This window comes from Streptomyces rubradiris, from assembly GCF_016860525.1.
GTDB classification, from domain to species: Bacteria; Actinomycetota; Actinomycetes; order Streptomycetales; family Streptomycetaceae; genus Streptomyces; species Streptomyces rubradiris.
The window spans coordinates 2,191,635-2,208,345 of the sequence record NZ_BNEA01000015.1; the positions used below are offsets into that span (position 1 = coordinate 2,191,635).

Below are 16,711 nucleotides of genomic sequence, written 5' to 3' on the forward strand. Positions count from 1 at the left end.
ACGGGACCGCCCACGGCTGCCGCATTCGCTTTTCGAACCAGCACGCGCCTCAGACCGTCCAGGACGGTTCCAGGTCCACGATGTCGCCGGAGAGCGCCGCGATGTCCGCCTCGGTCTGGGCGCGCAGGGCGAGGCGCTCCACCCGCTCGGTGCGGTACTTGCCGTGCTCGGCCGCCGAGCGCCACATCGACAGGATCAGGAACTCGTGCCCGGGCGCCTCGGCGAACATGCCGCGGATCATGCCGGGCGAGCCGGCCATGGCGGGGTTCCAGACCTTCTCCTGCATGAGCGTGAAGTGCTCCACGCGCTCCTCGCGGACCGTGCACAGGGCCACCCGGATCAGATCGGCGTCGGTGAAGCGGGGCTCGAATCCGGTCTTGACATCGAAGCGGTACTCGAACAGCTTGACCTGGGCGTCCTTGAAGGTGCCGGACTGGGCGGCGGCCAGCCGGTCGTGGGAGCGGGCCATGAAGGAGTCGTAGAAGGCACGGCTCTCCCAGAAGGCGAAGAGGTGCGCCACGCCCGGCCGCCGCCGGCTCCAGCCCCCGCCCTGTCCCCGGAAACCCGGCTCCCCTGGAAGCCCCGCCCATTTCCGCTGCCCCCGCTCGAACCCCCGGCGGTCCACCACGGTGCAGCGAATCCACTTGACCAGCACCGCGCCATCGTACGGCCACCGGGCGTGGCGTCGGTCACGTCTTTGCGGAGATCGCCCGCGCGTACGGACCCCCGTGCATGGCACGATGGACAACGAACCCCGGCCGCAGGGAAGTTGGGGTCGAGCCACAGCGGAAGGGGGAAGCCTGGTGACCGGCTTCAGCAAGGGAATCCGCAAGGTCGAGGTCGCGCTCAAGTGGGACCCCAGTCCGGCGGGTCACTCGCCGACCGACCTGGACATCATCGCCGCGACCTTCGTCTCCGGTGACGCGTACGGGGATCCGGCCTATCTGGTGCACTTCGACAGCCGCTCACCGGACGGCACGATCACCCTCAACCGCGACAGCACGGACGGCAAGGGGTTCGGCTGGGACGAGGTCATGACGCTCGAACTGGACCGCCTCGACGGGCGCTACGCGCGCGTGGTGGTGGGCGCCGTCATCCAACAGCGGTACGGGCACACGACGTTCGCCGACGTGCTGAATCCCGCCCTCCGTATCCGTGAGGGCTACACGGTGCTCGCCGAGGACGGCTTCGGCTCGGTGGCCGGGGCGACGGCCGCCGCGCTCGCCGAGTTCGTCCGGGACGACTCCGGCGAGTGGACCTTCCACCCCGGCCTGCACGGCTTCGACGGGGACCCGGCGACCTTCACCCGGGTCATGGGCCGGGCGCACCGGCCCTGACGTCCTCAGCGCATACGGGTAAGGGGCGCCGGCCATGGCCGGCGCCCCTTACCTCACGAACGGCGTGTCATCAGCTGCAGCCGCTGGTCGAGCCGCAGCCCTCGCAGATGTAGCAGGAGCCGGCCCGCTGCATCTTCGTACCGCAGGAGAAGCACAGCGGGGCGTCGGCCTGGATGCCCAGCTGCATCTCCACCAGTTCGGCGCTGGTGTGGGCCTGCTTCGGGGCGGGCTTGGCCGCCTCGGACTCGGCCTTCGGCGTGGCGACCGCCTTCAGCTCCTGGGCGCGCGGCGCCGACTGGGCCAGGCCCTCGACGTCCACCTCGTCCTCGGCCGGCTCGTAGGAGCCGGTCTCCAGGTGTCGCTGGCGCTCCTCGGCGGAGTGGATGCCGAGCGCGGAGCGGGTCTCGAAGGGCAGGAAGTCCAGCGCCAGGCGGCGGAAGATGTAGTCGACGATCGACTGCGCCATCCGCACGTCCGGGTCGTCCGTCATGCCGGCCGGCTCGAAGCGCATGTTGGTGAACTTCGAGACGTACGTCTCCAGGGGCACGCCGTACTGGAGGCCGACGGAGACGGCGATGGAGAAGGCGTCCATCATGCCCGCGAGGGTGGAACCCTGCTTGGACATCTTCAGGAAGACCTCGCCCAGGCCGTCGTCCGGGTAGGAGTTGGCCGTCATGTAACCCTCGGCGCCGCCGACGGTGAAGGACGTGGTGATGCCGGGACGTCCCTTCGGGAGGCGCTTGCGGACCGGACGGTACTCGACGACCTTCTCGACCTTGGTCTCGGCGGCCGCGGGCTCCTCGGCCTTCTTCTCGTCCGCCGAGTCCTTCTTCTTGGCGGAGAGCGGCTGGCCGACCTTGCAGTTGTCGCGGTAGATCGCGAGCGCCTTGACGCCCAGCTTCCATGCCTCGAAGTAGATCTCCTCGACCTCCTCGACGGTCGCCGTCTCCGGCATGTTGACCGTCTTGGAGATGGCGCCGGAGATCCACGGCTGGATCGCGGCCATCATGCGGACGTGGCCCATCGGGGAGATGGCGCGCTCGCCCATGGCGCAGTCGAAGACCTCGTAGTGCTCCTGCTTGAGGCCGGGGGCGTCGATCACATTGCCGTGCTCGGCGATGTGGGCGACGATCGCCTCGATCTGCTCCTCCTGGTAGCCCAGGCGGCGCAGGGCCTGCGGGACGGTGCCGTTGACGATCTGCATCGAGCCGCCGCCGACGAGCTTCTTGAACTTCACCAGCGCGAGGTCGGGCTCGACACCGGTGGTGTCGCAGGACATCGCGAGACCGATGGTGCCGGTCGGCGCGAGGACGGACGCCTGGGAGTTACGGAAACCGTTCTTCTCGCCGAGCCGCAGCACGTCCTGCCAGGCCTCCGTGGCGGCGGCCCAGACCGGGGTGTCCAGGTCGTCCATGCGCACGGCCGTGGCGTTGGCGTCGGAGTGCTGCTTCATGACGCGCTTGTGGGCGTCGGCGTTGCGGGCGTAGCCGTCGTAGGTGCCGACGACCTCGGCCAGCTCGGCGGAACGGCGGTAGGCCGTACCCGTCATCAGGGAGGTGATGGCGCCGGCCAGGGCGCGGCCGCCGTCGGAGTCGTAGGCGTGGCCGGTGGCCATCAGCAGGGCGCCGAGGTTGGCGTAGCCGATGCCGAGCTGGCGGAAGGCGCGGGTGTTCTCGCCGATCTTCTGGGTCGGGAAGTCCGCGAAGCAGATCGAGATGTCCATCGCGGTGATGACCAGCTCGACGACCTTCTGGAAGCGCTCGGTCTCGAAGGACTGGTCGCCCTTGCCGTCGTCCTTCAGGAACTTCATCAGGTTCAGCGAGGCCAGGTTGCAGGACGTGTTGTCCAGGTGCATGTACTCGCTGCACGGGTTCGACGCGGTGATCCGGCCGGACTCGGGGCAGGTGTGCCAGTTGTTGATCGTGTCGTCGTACTGGATGCCCGGGTCGGCGCAGGCCCAGGCGGCCTCGGCGATCTTGCGGAAGAGCGCCTTGGCGTCGACCTCCTCGATGACCTCACCGGTCATACGGGCACGCAGGCCGAACTTGCCGCCCTCCTCGACCGCCTTCATGAACTCGTCGTTCACACGGACCGAGTTGTTGGCGTTCTGGTACTGGACGGACGTGATGTCGTCGCCGCCCAGGTCCATGTCGAAGCCCGCGTCGCGCAGGACGCGGATCTTCTCCTCTTCCTTGACCTTGGTCTCGATGAAGTCCTCGATGTCGGGGTGGTCGACGTCGAGCACCACCATCTTGGCGGCGCGACGGGTGGCACCGCCCGACTTGATGGTGCCGGCGGAGGCGTCGGCGCCACGCATGAAGGAGACCGGGCCGGAGGCGTTGCCGCCGGAGGAGAGCAGCTCCTTGGAGGAACGGATCCGGGAGAGGTTCAGGCCGGCGCCGGAGCCGCCCTTGAAGATCATGCCCTCTTCCTTGTACCAGTCGAGGATCGACTCCATGGAGTCGTCGACGGACAGGATGAAGCAGGCCGAGACCTGCTGGGGCTGCTTGGTGCCGACGTTGAACCAGACAGGGCTGTTGAAGCTGAAGATCTGGTGCAGGAGGGCGTACGCCAGCTCGTGCTCGAAGATCTCCGCGTCGGCGGGGGAAGCGAAGTACTTGTGGTCCTCACCGGCCTTCCGGTACGTCTTCACGATGCGGTCGATCAGCTGCTTGAGGCTGGTCTCGCGCTGCGGGGTGCCGACGGCACCACGGAAGTACTTGCTGGTGACGATGTTGACCGCGTTCACCGACCAGAAGTCGGGGAACTCGACGCCACGCTGCTCGAAGTTGACCGAGCCGTCGCGCCAGTTGGTCATGACGACGTCACGGCGCTCCCACGTCACCTCGTCGTACGGGTGCACGCCGGGGGTGGTGTGGATGCGCTCGATGCGCAGTCCCTTGCTGCCCTTGGCTCCCTTGGCGCGGGAACCTCGTGCCGGACCGCTCGCCGTCTCTGTCATGCCGCCTCCCTACGGGCGAAAACGCCCTGAAATGCCCCCGTTGTTCCCGTGGGCACATGTTTCTGTCTTGCGTCGCGGGCACCCTCAGCCGCCGCCCGCGACAGGTCTTCGTTCGCCGCCGTACGGCCGGAACCAGGTTCTCCGACCGGATTCCGGTCCGCCGGTCAGTCGGCGGCGTGCGCGGGCTCGGGAACCTGCGTGGTCCCGACCGGCCCGCGATGGTCTTCCTGGCTCCCCGCGCCGGCGTCTTCCTCGTCCGCGGCGGGGCGCGTCGCCTCCCTCAGCTCCGCGATGGCGGCCTCGAAGTCCTCGAGCGAGTCGAACGCCCGGTAGACGGAGGCGAACCGCAGATAGGCGACGAGGTCCAGCTCCTGCAAGGGGCCGAGTATGGCCAGTCCCACGTCGTGGGTGGTCAGCTCGGCACTTCCGGTCGCGCGCACCGCCTCCTCGACCCGCTGCCCGAGCTGGGCGAGCGCGTCCTCGGTGACCGGCCGCCCCTGGCACGCCTTGCGCACGCCGTTGATGACCTTGGTACGGCTGAACGGTTCGGTGACTCCGGACCGCTTCACCACCATGAGCGAGCACGTCTCCACGGTCGTGAAACGACGGGAGCAGTCAGGGCACTGGCGGCGCCTGCGGATGGACGTGCCGTCGTCGGTCGTACGGCTGTCGACCACGCGGCTGTCGGGGTGCCTGCAGAAGGGGCAGTGCATGTTCTCCAACCCTCCTCACAGCAGACTCGTCAGCCTCGCTGGACACACAGGCCTCGCGAAGCAGCCCTAAGCATAGGCGATCGGTGAGCCGTCTCCGACCGGGGGGACCACAACTTGTGGGCCGCTGTAGCCATCCAACCACTACATGTGGGGATTGACTGATTCACCAAGGCAGACACGCGTGTCGCGCCGGAACGGCGCCCCGGGGGCCGGCGGCCGACCTGCGGGGACGCGCGGTGGCGCGGCCGCGCCACCGCGCGCTCGCGGGGATACGGTGGGCGCCGCGGGGAGCGCGCGTGGCGCAGCCGCACGGAAAGGGCCCCGGCGACCGGACTGCGACATTCCGGATGGCAGACTGGGGGCGCCGCTCATGAGGCGAGCGACTCCAGCGGTGAAGAGTACAACAATGGGCGCTTTTGTCCGCCGAGCGTCGCGCCAGCTATACACCCGGACACCTGATCCCGTCAGGCGAAACGCACTTTTTCACTCGAACGTGTGTTTGGCGCAACCTTTCGAAAGCAACTACCGTTGTGCAGCAGGGAGACCATCGAGAGGGGCCGCCGTGACCACCACCGCAGACAGTGCCACCATCACCGCCCAGGACCGCTCCCAGGGCCGAGTCGAGCCGGTACACGCGATGAACGAAGCCACGAATCCCGAGGGAACCAAGCGCTCCCTGCCGGGCCGACCTCCAGGCATCCGGGCGGACAGCTCCGGACTCACCGACCGGCAGCGCCGGGTGATCGAGGTCATCAGGGACTCCGTGCAGCGGCGCGGTTACCCGCCGTCGATGCGGGAGATCGGCCAGGCCGTCGGCCTCTCCAGCACCTCCTCCGTCGCCCACCAGCTGATGGCACTGGAGCGCAAGGGCTTCCTGCGCCGCGACCCCCACCGTCCGCGCGCCTACGAGGTCCGCGGATCGGACCAGACAGTCACCGTGCAGCCCACGGACACCGCCGGCAAGCCCGCCGCGTCGTACGTCCCGCTCGTCGGCCGCATCGCCGCCGGTGGCCCCATCCTCGCGGAGGAGTCCGTCGAGGACGTCTTCCCGCTCCCCCGCCAGCTCGTCGGTGACGGCGAACTCTTCGTCCTCAAGGTCGTCGGCGACTCCATGATCGAGGCCGCGATCTGCGACGGCGACTGGGTCACCGTGCGCCGCCAGCCGGTCGCCGAGAACGGCGACATCGTGGCCGCCATGCTCGACGGCGAGGCCACCGTCAAGCGCTTCAAGCGCGAGGACGGCCACGTCTGGCTCCTCCCCCACAACGCGGCCTACGAGCCGATCCCCGGCGACGACGCGACCATCCTGGGCAAGGTCGTCGCCGTGCTGCGGCGCGTCTGACCGCCGCGGACGACGAGCCCCACCCGGCTCACTCCCTGACCGGGCCCCGGAACCCCTGCGCCGGTTCCGGGGCCCTGCCCGTTCTCCAGGCCGTCGCGGGCACCTCCTGCCCACGGGGGACCGCAGACGGTCCGCCCCCGGTCACTTCCCCTCCGTCTCCTTCGCCGCCGCGTCGATCGCCGCGAGCGACCTGCGGACCTGATTACGGTCCGTGGTGTACCAGAAGTCCGGCAGTGACGCCTTGAGGAAACCGCCGTAGCGGGCGGTCGCCAGCCGCTGGTCCAGTACGGCGACCACGCCCCGGTCCCCGGAGGCCCGGACGAGGCGGCCGGCGCCCTGCGCCATGAGCAGCGCCGCGTGCGTGGCGGCGACCGCCATGAAGCCGTTGCCGCCCGCGTCCTCCACCGCCTTCTGGCGCGCGCTCATCAGCGGATCGTCGGGGCGCGGGAACGGGATCTTGTCCATGACGACCAGCTGGCAGCTGGGGCCGGGGACGTCGACGCCCTGCCAGAGTGACAGCGTGCCGAAGAGACAGGTCTTCGGGTCGGCGGCGAAGTTCTTGATCAGCTCGCCGAGTGTCTCCTCGCCCTGGAGCAGGATCGGGAACTCGGGAACCCGGGAGCGCAGCTCCTCCGCCGCGAGCTGGGCGGCCCGCATGGACGAGAACAGGCCGAGGGTGCGCCCGCCTGCCGCCTGGATCAGCTCGGTCAGCTCGTCCAGCATGTCGGCGCGGTCACCGTCACGCGCGGGGCGGGCCAGGTGTTTGGCGACGTACAGGATGCCCTGCTTGCGGTAGTCGAACGGCGAGCCGACGTCGATACCCTTCCACTGCGGCAGGTCCTCGCCCTGCGTGCCCTCCGGGCCGAGTCCCAGGGAGGCGCCGACGCCGTTGAAGTCGCCGCCCAGCTTGAGCGTCGCCGAGGTGAGGACGACGGACCGGTCGGCGAAGAGCTTCTCCCTGAGCAGGCCGGAGACCGACATGGGGGCGACCCGCAGGGAGGCGCCGAACCGGTCGTGCCGCTCGTACCAGACGACGTCCCACTCCGAGCCGTTCACGACCCGCTCCGCCACGTCGTGGACCGTCTCCACGGAGGCCAGCGCCTGCTTGCGGACCGCGTCCTCGTCCTGGACGGACTTGTCGCGGGTCGCGCCGATGGCCGAGATCACCGTGCGGGCCGCGTCCCGCAGCTGCATCAGGGCGTAGCCGAGGTCCTCCGGGATCTCCTCCAGGCGGCCGGGAAGGGCGAGTTCCATGAGCCGCTCGAAGCCCTCGGCGGCGGTCTGGAGCTGGTCGGCGGCCTTCTCGTTGACCAGCTTGGCGGCTCGGCGCACGGCGCGGTTGACCTGCCCGGGGGTGAGTTCGCCGGTGGCGACGCCGGTGACGCGGGAGACCAATTCGTGCGCCTCGTCCACGATCAGTACCTCGTGCTGCGGCAGCACCGGGGCGCCCTCGATGGCGTCGATGGCCAGCAGGGCGTGGTTGGTGACCACGACCTCGGCGAGCTTCGCCCGCTCACGGGCCATCTCCGCGAAGCACTCCGCGCCGTACGCGCACTTCGACGCGCCCAGGCACTCCCGCGAGGACACCGACACCTGGGCCCAGGCGCGGTCCGAGACGCCGGGGGTGAGGTCGTCCCGGTCGCCGTCCTCGGTCTCGTCCGCCCAGTCCCGCAGCCGCAGCAGGTCCTGCCCCAGTTTGCTGGTGGGCGCGGCGGCCTCGAACTGGTCGAACAGGCCCTCCTCCTCGTCCTGCGGCATGCCCTCGTGCAGGCGATGCAGGCACAGGTAGTTCGACCGGCCCTTGAGCATGGCGAACTCCGGACGGCGGCGCAGCAGCGGGTGCAGGGCGTCGACCGTGCGCGGCAGGTCCCGCTCCACGAGCTGGCGTTGCAGGGCGAGCGTGGCCGTCGCGATGACCACTCTCTCTCCGTGCGCGAGCGCGGGCACGAGATAGCCCAGCGACTTACCGGTACCGGTGCCGGCCTGGACCAGCAGGTGGGAGCCGTCGTCGATCGCCTCGGCGACCGCTTCGGCCATGGTCACCTGGCCGGGGCGCTCCGTGCCGCCGACGGCGGCGACGGCGGCATGCAGGAGTTCGGAGAGGGAGGGCTTCGTCATAGCCTGACCACCCTACGGCCCCGCACTGACAAACGGGCGGCGGTGACGGGGATGAGGAACGGGATCACGGCCGGGGCTCCTGGGCGTGGGTCGGGGCGGCTGGGCCGGTGGGACGGACGGACGGCTCCTCTGCAGGGGTCGGCTCCTGCTCGCCGATTTTTTTTCCGCGATCCGGGAACACCGGGACACCGCCGTTCGTATCTCATGGTGAGCGCCTGATTACCCGGCGCTACAGCGCATCGCGCAGGACCCGGTCCCGGATCATGAGGGCCGCCCGCTTGCCGGGCAGGTCGATCTCGGCGGCGAACCGGAAGCCCGCGCTCAGGAAAGCGGCGACGGAGGGGGTGTTGCGAAGATCGGGTTCCGCTACCACCCGTGGGCAGGCGGGGCGCCGGTCGAGGATCAGGTCGGCCACGGCTCCCAGCAGGGCGGTGCCCACTCCTCGTCCCCGGTCCGCCGCGTCGCCGATGAGGAGATGGATGCCGGTGTCGTGCGGACGGGCCGGATAGCTGCGGGCCAGCGGATCCAGGTCCGCCCGGTAGATCTCCCAGTAGCTCATCGGAGTGCCGTCGAGTACGCCGAGGCACGGTACGCAGCGCCCGTCGCCGTGCAGTCGGGCCCGTAGGTGGTCCTCCGTCCGGTGCGGAGGTCCGGCGAGTTCCCAGAACGCGGCGACGGCCGGGTCGTTCATCCAGCGGTGGACGAGCGGCAGGTCCTGGTCGACGCGTACGGGCACCAGTTGGAAGGAGCCGACGGGGGTGGGGACCGCGCCCCATGTGGCGATCCGGCCGAGGAGGCCGGTCGTCGCCCCGGCGCGGAGGGCGAGGAACTCGGCGGGCAGGTGCAGATCCAGGGTGTCCTCGCTGCCCGGGTCGTCGTCCTCCGCGGTGAACGGGCCGAACGGGGAGTGCCGGGGACCCGTCGTACCGGGCCGTGGGCCGGCGCTGTCCGGGTGGGCTGGGGCACGACCGGTTCCGGCGGTCAGGTCGGTGGGGGGCACGGTGCTCTCCTCTCAGGAGACGAGGTGGGGCAGGGACGAGGTGGTCAGGAGACGAAGTCGGTCATGTGCGTATGCCGCTCAGGAATGAAGGGGGTTGGCGATGGTGACGTAGACGGACTGGGTGTCGACCGGGCCGGCGAGTTCGTCGAGGCCGTGCAGCCGGGTCAGCAGGTTGGCCTTGCAGCGCAGCACGGGTGAGTCGAGGAGGCGGCCGGGCAGAGTGCCGCGCAGCGGGGCGGGGCCCGAGGCCAGGGTGGTGAGGAAGCGGCGGAAGGCCGCGAGGAGCAGGCGTTCGTCGGCGAGGCGCTGGGAGCCGAAGGCACCGATCAGTCCGAACACGTTGTTGACGGCGAGGTAGTAGGCGAGGCGTTCGTCGGCGACGTCGTCCGGGACGAAGGTGTCGCTGCGGTCTCCGACGCCGGGCAGCCGCGCGGCCAGTTCGGTGCGCCGTGACTCGCGGAAGTAGTAGCCCTGGTTGTCACGGTAACGGCCGCCGACGGGCCAGCCGTCGCCGTCCAGCAGGACCAGCGTGTTCTGCTGGTGGGCTTCGAGGGCGATGCCGGCTTCGCCGTCCAGCCAGAGGACGGGGCGGACGACGTGCTCCAGGTAGCGCAGGAACCACTCCGCCGCCACGGCGCCGACGGGCCGGCCGGTACGTGCCGTGAGCCGGGCCAGGAGGTGGGCCAGGCGCGACCGCACCGGCCATGCAGCGGGTCGTTCCGGGGTGTTGGGAGGCGGTACGGCGAGGGGGCGGGGGGACACGAGTCCGGCGACGCAGCCGACGTCGTCGGCCGGGGTGAACGGGTTGTGCCGGATCACCACGTCGAGTCCCGGCACGGGCAGACCGTCCGGGTCGTCCACGGCGAGCCAGGCCGGGTCGCGGACGATGTCGAAGCCCGGGTGGGCCGCGTGCCACTGCGCCGCGAGGCCGGTGCGCAGCAGCCGGTGCACCTCGACTCCTCGGTGGAGTTCTTTGCGCAGGTTCTCGCGGCGGGAGTTGGTGATGCGCAGGGCCAGGGAGAGCTTGAGCATGGCGGGGGCGCCGGAGCGGTGGACGGTTCGTACGGAGGAGGTGGGGTGCCAGGTGGTGCCGAGGGGTCCGAGGTCGCGGAGCAGCCCGGAGTCGAGCAGTGCGGCGACGGCCGGGCGGTGTCGTACCTCGCGGGCCTGCCAGGGGTGCAGGGGCAGGGCGGTGTAGCCGTCGGGCAGCGGCAGGTCGGTTCCGGCGAGGCTCCGGACGAGCCGGCCGGCGGCAACGGGACGGCCGCGCTCGGTCCAGGCCGAGTCGGTCGCGAGGAGGGAGGGGGCGACGGCGAGCCAGTGCAGGGGGAAGGAGCCGTGCGTCTCCGGTGAGTACCGGTCGGCCTCGGCCTCGGTCAGGCCCTCCCGGCTCTTGGGGGCCGGATGCAGCGGGTGTCCGAGGAGGAGGGCTTGTTCGGCGCTGAGGAAGAGGTCGGGGGTGTCCGCGGGGTGTGCGCGCCGGTACCGGATGAACTCGGCGGTGCGGCGGGCGGAATCGGCGACCCTGGCGACGAGATCGCCGCCGGCCGCGGGTTGGGCGGAAGAGGCGGGGTCGCCGCAGGAACCGGAGCCGAGGGCGGCAGCGGTGTCCTCGGCGGTGCCCTCGCCTCCCGCGCGGGCCCAGGTGTGCGCCGCGGGCGTGCGGCTGGTACCGCTGTCCCGGTCGGCGCGGGGACCGGGTGTGGTGAGGGCCGGGGCCGGTGGACCGGGCGGGGTGGGGGTTTCCCTGGCCAGGAGTGCCGCGAGGGTCACGGCGTCGACGGGTGGCGCGGTGCCGGGTGCGGCGGCGAGGCGGGGCGGGTCGAAGCGGTGCCAGCCCGTCGGGGACCAGTACCGGACCGGTGCGATGAGGGCGGTGCCGCTGGCGGGCAGCGGGATGGTGAGGCTCGCGGTGGCGGGGGCGGCGAGGCCGGTCTCGCGGACCCAGCACCGCAGGAGGTTCTCGACGGCGGCGGCCTGCGCCGCGGTGTGCGGGTCGGGGTCGTCCAGCGGGTCGGGGCCGGGCACCGTCCGCCGGCCGGTGCCCGCCGCCCGCCTCTTCTGCTGGGGGACGGAGTCGGTGAGCGGTACGGCGGCGGGCGGGGTGCCGGTGTCTCCCTGGTCGTCGGGGGCGCCGGAGCGGCCGTCGGGGTGGGGAGTGGCGTTCATGACGGCTCCTCTGGGGCTGGGGTGTGGAGTGCTGCGGGCTGGTGCTGTCGTCCGTTCCGGGCCTCGTTCGGGCCGGACGGCTGTGAGGCGTGGCCGACGGTCGGTGTCGGCCCGGAGCGCTCGGAAGAAGGGCGGAGCCGGGATGGGAGGTGCTGACGGTCCGGAGCGGGTTTCCGGGGCCGTCGGTGGGCGGGTGCGGCGCGCGTGGTCTTCAGCCGGTGCGCTGGGCGGTGCCGGGGTGTCGTCGCCGGTCAGGACCTTGGCTCTTGTCGTCGCGGGCCGCCGCCGTGATCGCGCCGGTCAGGGCCGTGGCTCTCGTGGTCACGGGCCGCCGCCGTGATCGCGTCGGTCAGGCGGTCGAGTACGGCCTCCGCCTGTTCGTCGCTGATCGTCAGCGGCGGAAGCAACCGGACCACGGACGCGTGCCGACCGCCCAGTTCGACGATCAGTCCGCGCCGGAGGCACTCGCGCTGGACGACGGCGGCGAGTCCGGGCGCGGGCGGGTACGGCGTGCGGGCGGCGGGTCGGCCGTCCGGTCCCCCGACCCCGCACTCCGGCGCCCCCGGCTCACGCTGCTCCGGCTCCAAGGTCACCAGTTCGACGCCGATCATCAGCCCACGGCCCCGTACGTCCCCCACGCACGCGTGCTCACGGCCGAACTCCGCGAGCCGGTTCAGCATGCGGGAGCCGAGGGTGGCGGCGCGTTCGGCGAGGGCGTTCTCTCGGACGTAGGCGAGGGTGGCGGTGCCCGCGGCCATGGCGAGCTGGTTGCCGCGGAAGGTGCCGGCGTGGGCGCCGGGTTGCCAGGTGTCGAGGTCGTCGCGGTAGACGATCACGGCCAGTGGGAGGCTGCCGCCGATGGCCTTGGACAGGACCATGACGTCGGGAGTGACGCCGGCGTGGTCGACGGCCCAGAAGGCGCCCGTGCGGCCGACCCCGGTCTGGATCTCGTCGGCGATCAGCGGAATGGAGCGGTCCGCGGTGAGCCGGCGCATACGGCGCAGCCAGTCGTCCGGCGCGGGGATCACTCCGCCCTCGCCCTGGACGGGTTCGAGGATCATCCCGGCGGGCAGCGGCACGCCGGACTTGGGGTCGTCGAGGAGGGACTCGGCCCAGCGGGCGGCGAGTTCGGCGCCGGTCGGGCCGCCGATGCCGAACGGGCAGCGGTAGTCCTGCGGGTAGGGCAGGCGGGCCGCCTGGACGTCGGGGGCGCCGCCGGAGACGGCCAGGGCGCCGGCGGTCATGCCGTGGTAGGCGCCGGCGAAGGCGAGGATGCCGGAGCGACCGGTCGCGGCCCGGACCAGTTTGAGGGCGGCCTCGACGGCGTCGGTGCCGGCCGGCCCGCAGAACTGGACGCGGGCGCGGTCGGCGAGGCCGGGCGGGAGGGTGCGGAACAGCTCGGTGACGAAGGCGTCCTTGACCGGGGTCGCGAGGTCGAGGACGGAGAGTGGGGCGCCCGAGTCCAGGACCCCGCGGATGGCTTCGAGCACGACCGGGTGGTTGTGGCCGAGGGCGAGGGTGCCGGCGCCGGAGAGGCAGTCCAGGTAACGGCGGCCGTCGGCGCCCTCGATGGTGAGCCCACGGGCCCGCACGGGAACGATGGGCAGGGCGCGGGCGTAGGTGCGCGCCGAGGACTCGCGCGCCGACTGGCGTCTGAGGATGCCCTCGTGCGGGCCCCGCGTTTCTCCGGATGCGGCTCCGGCCATCGACTCCGTTACGGCCACGGCGCGTTGTCCTCCTGGCTGGTCAAGGGCGAGTCGGTGCTCGGGGACCGGACCCAGACGGCCGGTTCCACCGGCTACAACCGCCGACCGTTCGGCCGGTTACGGGGTGACCCGGACATCCTTGGCCGGAAGTGAGGTCAGCCTTCCCGACGCCCTTCCGCAGAACGGGCGCACGGCGTGCGGCAGCGGTGCGCGCGAGGGAGCGGCCGGCGCGGTGCGGCCCTGTTCAGGCAGCCTGTGACGGAACCGTTGCCGTCCGGGCAGAACTCCCCCACAGCGACCGCATAGTGTGTGATGCCGTTCCCAGAAGGTCGCGGAACCGGCATGAACCGTCCATGGGTTGTCCGCCGGTACCGGGGCCGAAGCGCCGAGTTCCTTTCACAGCAGGGGGAGTCAAGACCATGCGATCCATACGGCCGTCGTTCACCGCTCGGCGAGGAAGGGGCGGTCGCCGCACCTCGGCCTCGCTGACGGCGGTCGCCCTCGTCTCGGCGCTGGCGCTGACCGCCACCGCCTGTGACAGCGGCGGTGCCGACGACGGCAATCCGGGTGCCACCGCGAGCGCGGCGGGCTCCGGTGACGGGAAGATCCGTATCCCCGACGAGCTCAAGCGCAGGCTCAAGGAACACGGGATCGACATCGACAAGTGGAAGAACGGCGCCTGGAAGGACTGGAACAAGGACGACTGGCTGCGGGAGGCCAACGACTTCGTCAACCCGATCATCAGCGGTCTGTGGGACCCGGACCGGATGCGCGAGGCCGAGGAGCCGGACCAGGGCGTCGACGACAACGACCTCTCCGGTGACCAGGGGGTGACGGACCCGACGCCGCAGCCGGTGCGGGCGCGGGCGGTCGACGCGCCGTACCACACCAACGCGGCCACGTCGGGCAAGCTGCTCTTCGACTCGCCCGAGGGCACCATGGTCTGCTCGGCGACGGTCGTGCAGGACCCGGCGCACCCGGGCAAGTCGAACCTGGTCTGGACGGCGGGCCACTGTGTGCACGCCGGCAAGAAGGGCGGCTGGTACCGCAACCTCGCCTTCGTGCCGTCGTACAACGACCAGGCCCTGTCGTCGGCCGCGCTGCAGAACGCGAGCCGGTCCCAGGTCGCCCCGTACGGCGTGTGGTGGGCCGACGCGGCGAAGACCTCGCAGCAGTGGATCAGCGAGGGCGGCAAGACGGGCGGTGCCGGTGCCGCGTACGACTTCGCCGTCATCCATGTGACGCCGGAGCAGGGCAGCGGCGGCAAGTCACTGGAGGAGACGGTCGGCGGGGCGCTGCCGGTGGACTTCGACGCGCCGGCCGTGGCGGACGTGGGCAGCGTGACGGCGTCCGGATACCCGGCGGCGGCGCCGTACGACGGCGGGCTGCTGTACCAGTGCCAGGACACGCCGGGCCGGCTCTCCCTCGAACAGGCCGACCCGACGATGTACCGGATCGGCTGCACGATGACCGGTGGTTCGTCCGGCGGCGGCTGGGTGGAGACCGGCGCCGACGGCAAGCCCAAGCTGGTGTCCAACACGTCCATCGGCCCGGTGAACGCGGGCTGGCTGGCCGGTCCCCGGCTGGGCGAGGTGGCCAAGAGCGTGTACGACTCGGTGAGCGAGCAGTTCGCCGGACAGTGAGCGTGACACCGCGGTGAGCGTGACACCGGGTTGAGCGTGACACCGCGGTGAGCGTGACGAGGGCCCGTCACCCCAGGTGGGGTGACGGGCCCTCGTACCGCCGTGGGTCAGGCGGAGACCGGCGTGTACGGCGCCAGGTCGGCCGCCAGTTCCTCGTGCACCCGGACCTTGAGCAGGGTGCCCTCCGCGGTGTGCTCCTCGGAGAGGACCTCGCCCTCGGCGTGCGCACGGGCGACCAGCTTGCCGTGGGTGTAGGGCACGAGCGCCACGACCTCGACCGCGGGGCGGGGCAGCTCGTCGTCGATCCGGGCGAGCAGCTCCGCGATGCCCTGGCCGGTGCGCGCCGAGACGGCGATCGAGCGCTTCTCGACCCGCAGCAGCCGCTGGAGCACCAGCGGGTCGGCAGCGTCCGCCTTGTTGATCACGACGATCTCCGGCACGTCGGTGGCGCCGACGTCCCGGATCACCTCGCGCACGGCGGCGAGCTGCTCCTCCGGGTTCGGGTGCGAGCCGTCCACCACGTGCAGGATCAGGTCGGAGTCGCCGACCTCCTCCATGGTGGAGCGGAACGCCTCGACCAGGTGGTGCGGCAGGTGCCGGACGAAGCCGACGGTGTCGGCCAGCGTGTACAGCCGGCCGCCCGGGGTCTCGGCCCGGCGGACGGTCGGGTCCAGGGTCGCGAACAGGGCGTTCTCGACCAGGACGCCGGCGCCCGTGAGGCGGTTGAGCAGGGAGGACTTGCCGGCGTTGGTGTAGCCCGCGATGGCCACGGACGGCACCTTGTTACGCCGGCGCTCCTGGCGCTTGACCTCGCGGCCGGTCTTCATGTCCGCGATCTCCCGGCGCATCTTCGCCATCTTCTCGCGGATCCGGCGCCGGTCCGTCTCGATCTTGGTCTCACCCGGGCCACGCGTGGCGAGGCCGCCGCGACCGCCACCCATCTGCCGGGACAGCGACTGACCCCAGCCGCGCAGTCGCGGCAGCATGTACTGCATCTGCGCGAGCGCGACCTGCGCCTTGCCCTCGCGGGACTTGGCGTGCTGGGCGAAGATGTCCAGGATCAGGGCCGTACGGTCGATGACCTTGACCTTGACCACGTCCTCCAGCTGGATCAGCTGGCCCGGGCTCAGCTCACCGTCGCAGATGACGGTGTCGGCGCCGGTTTCGAGGACGATGTCCCGCAGCTCGGCGGCCTTGCCGGAGCCGATGTAGGTGGCCGCGTCGGGCTTGTCGCGGCGCTGGATGACGCCGTCGAGCACGAGGGCGCCCGCGGTCTCCGCGAGGGCGGCCAGCTCGGCGAGGGAGTTCTCGGCGTCCTGGGCGGTGCCGGTGGTCCACACGCCGACGAGCACGACCCGCTCCAGGCGGAGCTGGCGGTACTCGACCTCGGTGACGTCCTCCAGCTCGGTGGACAGGCCCACCACGCGGCGCAGGGCCGCGCGCTCGGAGCGGTCGAACTGGTCGCCGTCCCGCTCTCCGTCGATCTCGTGGCTCCAGGCGACGTCCTCTTCCATCAGGGCATCGGCCCGAAGACCCTCGGGATAGGCGTGCGCGAGGCGCTTGGTGTCCTGGGAAGGGGAAGAAGAGGAGGTCATTGGATCCTTACGTCGATGGGATTGCCGTTACGGCGTCGGTACGGCGGTCTTACCCGACCGCTCGCCTTGTTCAACGTACGGGTACCCCGGGAGATTCCCGTGTCCCGTGCGTGCGCCGACCCGTAG

The 16,711-nt window shown here is 71.3% G+C and carries 11 protein-coding genes; 3 read left to right on the forward strand and 8 right to left on the reverse strand.

What is annotated here, in order from left to right:
• Positions 1 to 49: 49 nt before the first annotated feature.
• Positions 50 to 655 carry a YdbC family protein gene (locus Srubr_RS22850; RefSeq protein WP_189997271.1) on the reverse strand — a complete coding sequence of 202 codons (606 nt, stop codon included), beginning with the start codon at positions 653 to 655 and terminating at the stop codon, positions 50 to 52.
• A gap of 148 nt (positions 656 to 803) precedes the next feature.
• On the opposite strand from Srubr_RS22850, the gene Srubr_RS22855 reads away from it, so the two are divergent.
• The gene (locus Srubr_RS22855; RefSeq protein WP_189997272.1) at positions 804 to 1,337 is read left to right on the forward strand and encodes a TerD family protein; all 534 of its coding nucleotides are present in this window, start codon (positions 804 to 806) and stop codon (positions 1,335 to 1,337) included.
• Positions 1,338 to 1,407: 70 nt separating this feature from the next.
• On the opposite strand, the gene Srubr_RS22860 is transcribed toward Srubr_RS22855, so the two are convergent.
• Entirely contained in the window at positions 1,408 to 4,299 is a 2,892-nt protein-coding gene (locus Srubr_RS22860) for a vitamin B12-dependent ribonucleotide reductase (protein ID WP_189997273.1), read from the reverse strand.
• Between the two features lie 164 nt (positions 4,300 to 4,463).
• Positions 4,464 to 5,012 (reverse strand): transcriptional regulator NrdR, encoded by a 549-nt coding sequence (gene nrdR / locus Srubr_RS22865; RefSeq protein ID WP_189997274.1) that lies wholly within the window; start codon positions 5,010 to 5,012, stop codon positions 4,464 to 4,466.
• Positions 5,013 to 5,574: 562 nt separating this feature from the next.
• On the opposite strand from nrdR, the gene lexA reads away from it, so the two are divergent.
• On the forward strand, positions 5,575 to 6,354 hold the full coding sequence (gene lexA / locus Srubr_RS22870; RefSeq protein WP_189997275.1) for a transcriptional repressor LexA: 780 nt from the start codon (positions 5,575 to 5,577) through the stop codon (positions 6,352 to 6,354).
• 141 nt (positions 6,355 to 6,495) lie between these two features.
• Here lexA and Srubr_RS22875 read toward each other — a convergent pair whose 3' ends face one another.
• From Srubr_RS22875 to Srubr_RS22890, 4 genes are all read right to left on the reverse strand, one after another.
• Complete coding sequence (locus Srubr_RS22875; RefSeq protein WP_189997276.1) at positions 6,496 to 8,472, reverse strand: ATP-dependent DNA helicase; 1,977 nt, start codon at positions 8,470 to 8,472, stop codon at positions 6,496 to 6,498.
• A 229-nt stretch (positions 8,473 to 8,701) separates the two neighbouring features.
• Entirely contained in the window at positions 8,702 to 9,472 is a 771-nt protein-coding gene (locus tag Srubr_RS22880; protein ID WP_189997277.1) for a GNAT family N-acetyltransferase, read from the reverse strand.
• A gap of 78 nt (positions 9,473 to 9,550) precedes the next feature.
• Complete coding sequence (locus Srubr_RS22885; RefSeq protein WP_189997278.1) at positions 9,551 to 11,641, reverse strand: IucA/IucC family protein; 2,091 nt, start codon at positions 11,639 to 11,641, stop codon at positions 9,551 to 9,553.
• A 251-nt stretch (positions 11,642 to 11,892) separates the two neighbouring features.
• Positions 11,893 to 13,347, reverse strand: a complete 1,455-nt coding sequence (locus Srubr_RS22890) for a diaminobutyrate--2-oxoglutarate transaminase family protein (protein WP_189997328.1) — start codon at positions 13,345 to 13,347, stop codon at positions 11,893 to 11,895.
• A gap of 419 nt (positions 13,348 to 13,766) precedes the next feature.
• Here Srubr_RS22890 and Srubr_RS22895 point away from each other — a divergent pair, with 419 nt between their 5' ends.
• Entirely contained in the window at positions 13,767 to 14,990 is a 1,224-nt protein-coding gene (locus tag Srubr_RS22895; RefSeq protein ID WP_189997279.1) for a trypsin-like serine peptidase, read from the forward strand.
• Between the two features lie 107 nt (positions 14,991 to 15,097).
• Here the strand turns inward: Srubr_RS22895 and hflX are convergent, their stop codons facing one another.
• Positions 15,098 to 16,585, reverse strand: a complete 1,488-nt coding sequence (hflX, locus tag Srubr_RS22900; protein ID WP_189997280.1) for a GTPase HflX — start codon at positions 16,583 to 16,585, stop codon at positions 15,098 to 15,100.
• Positions 16,586 to 16,711 lie beyond the last annotated feature (126 nt).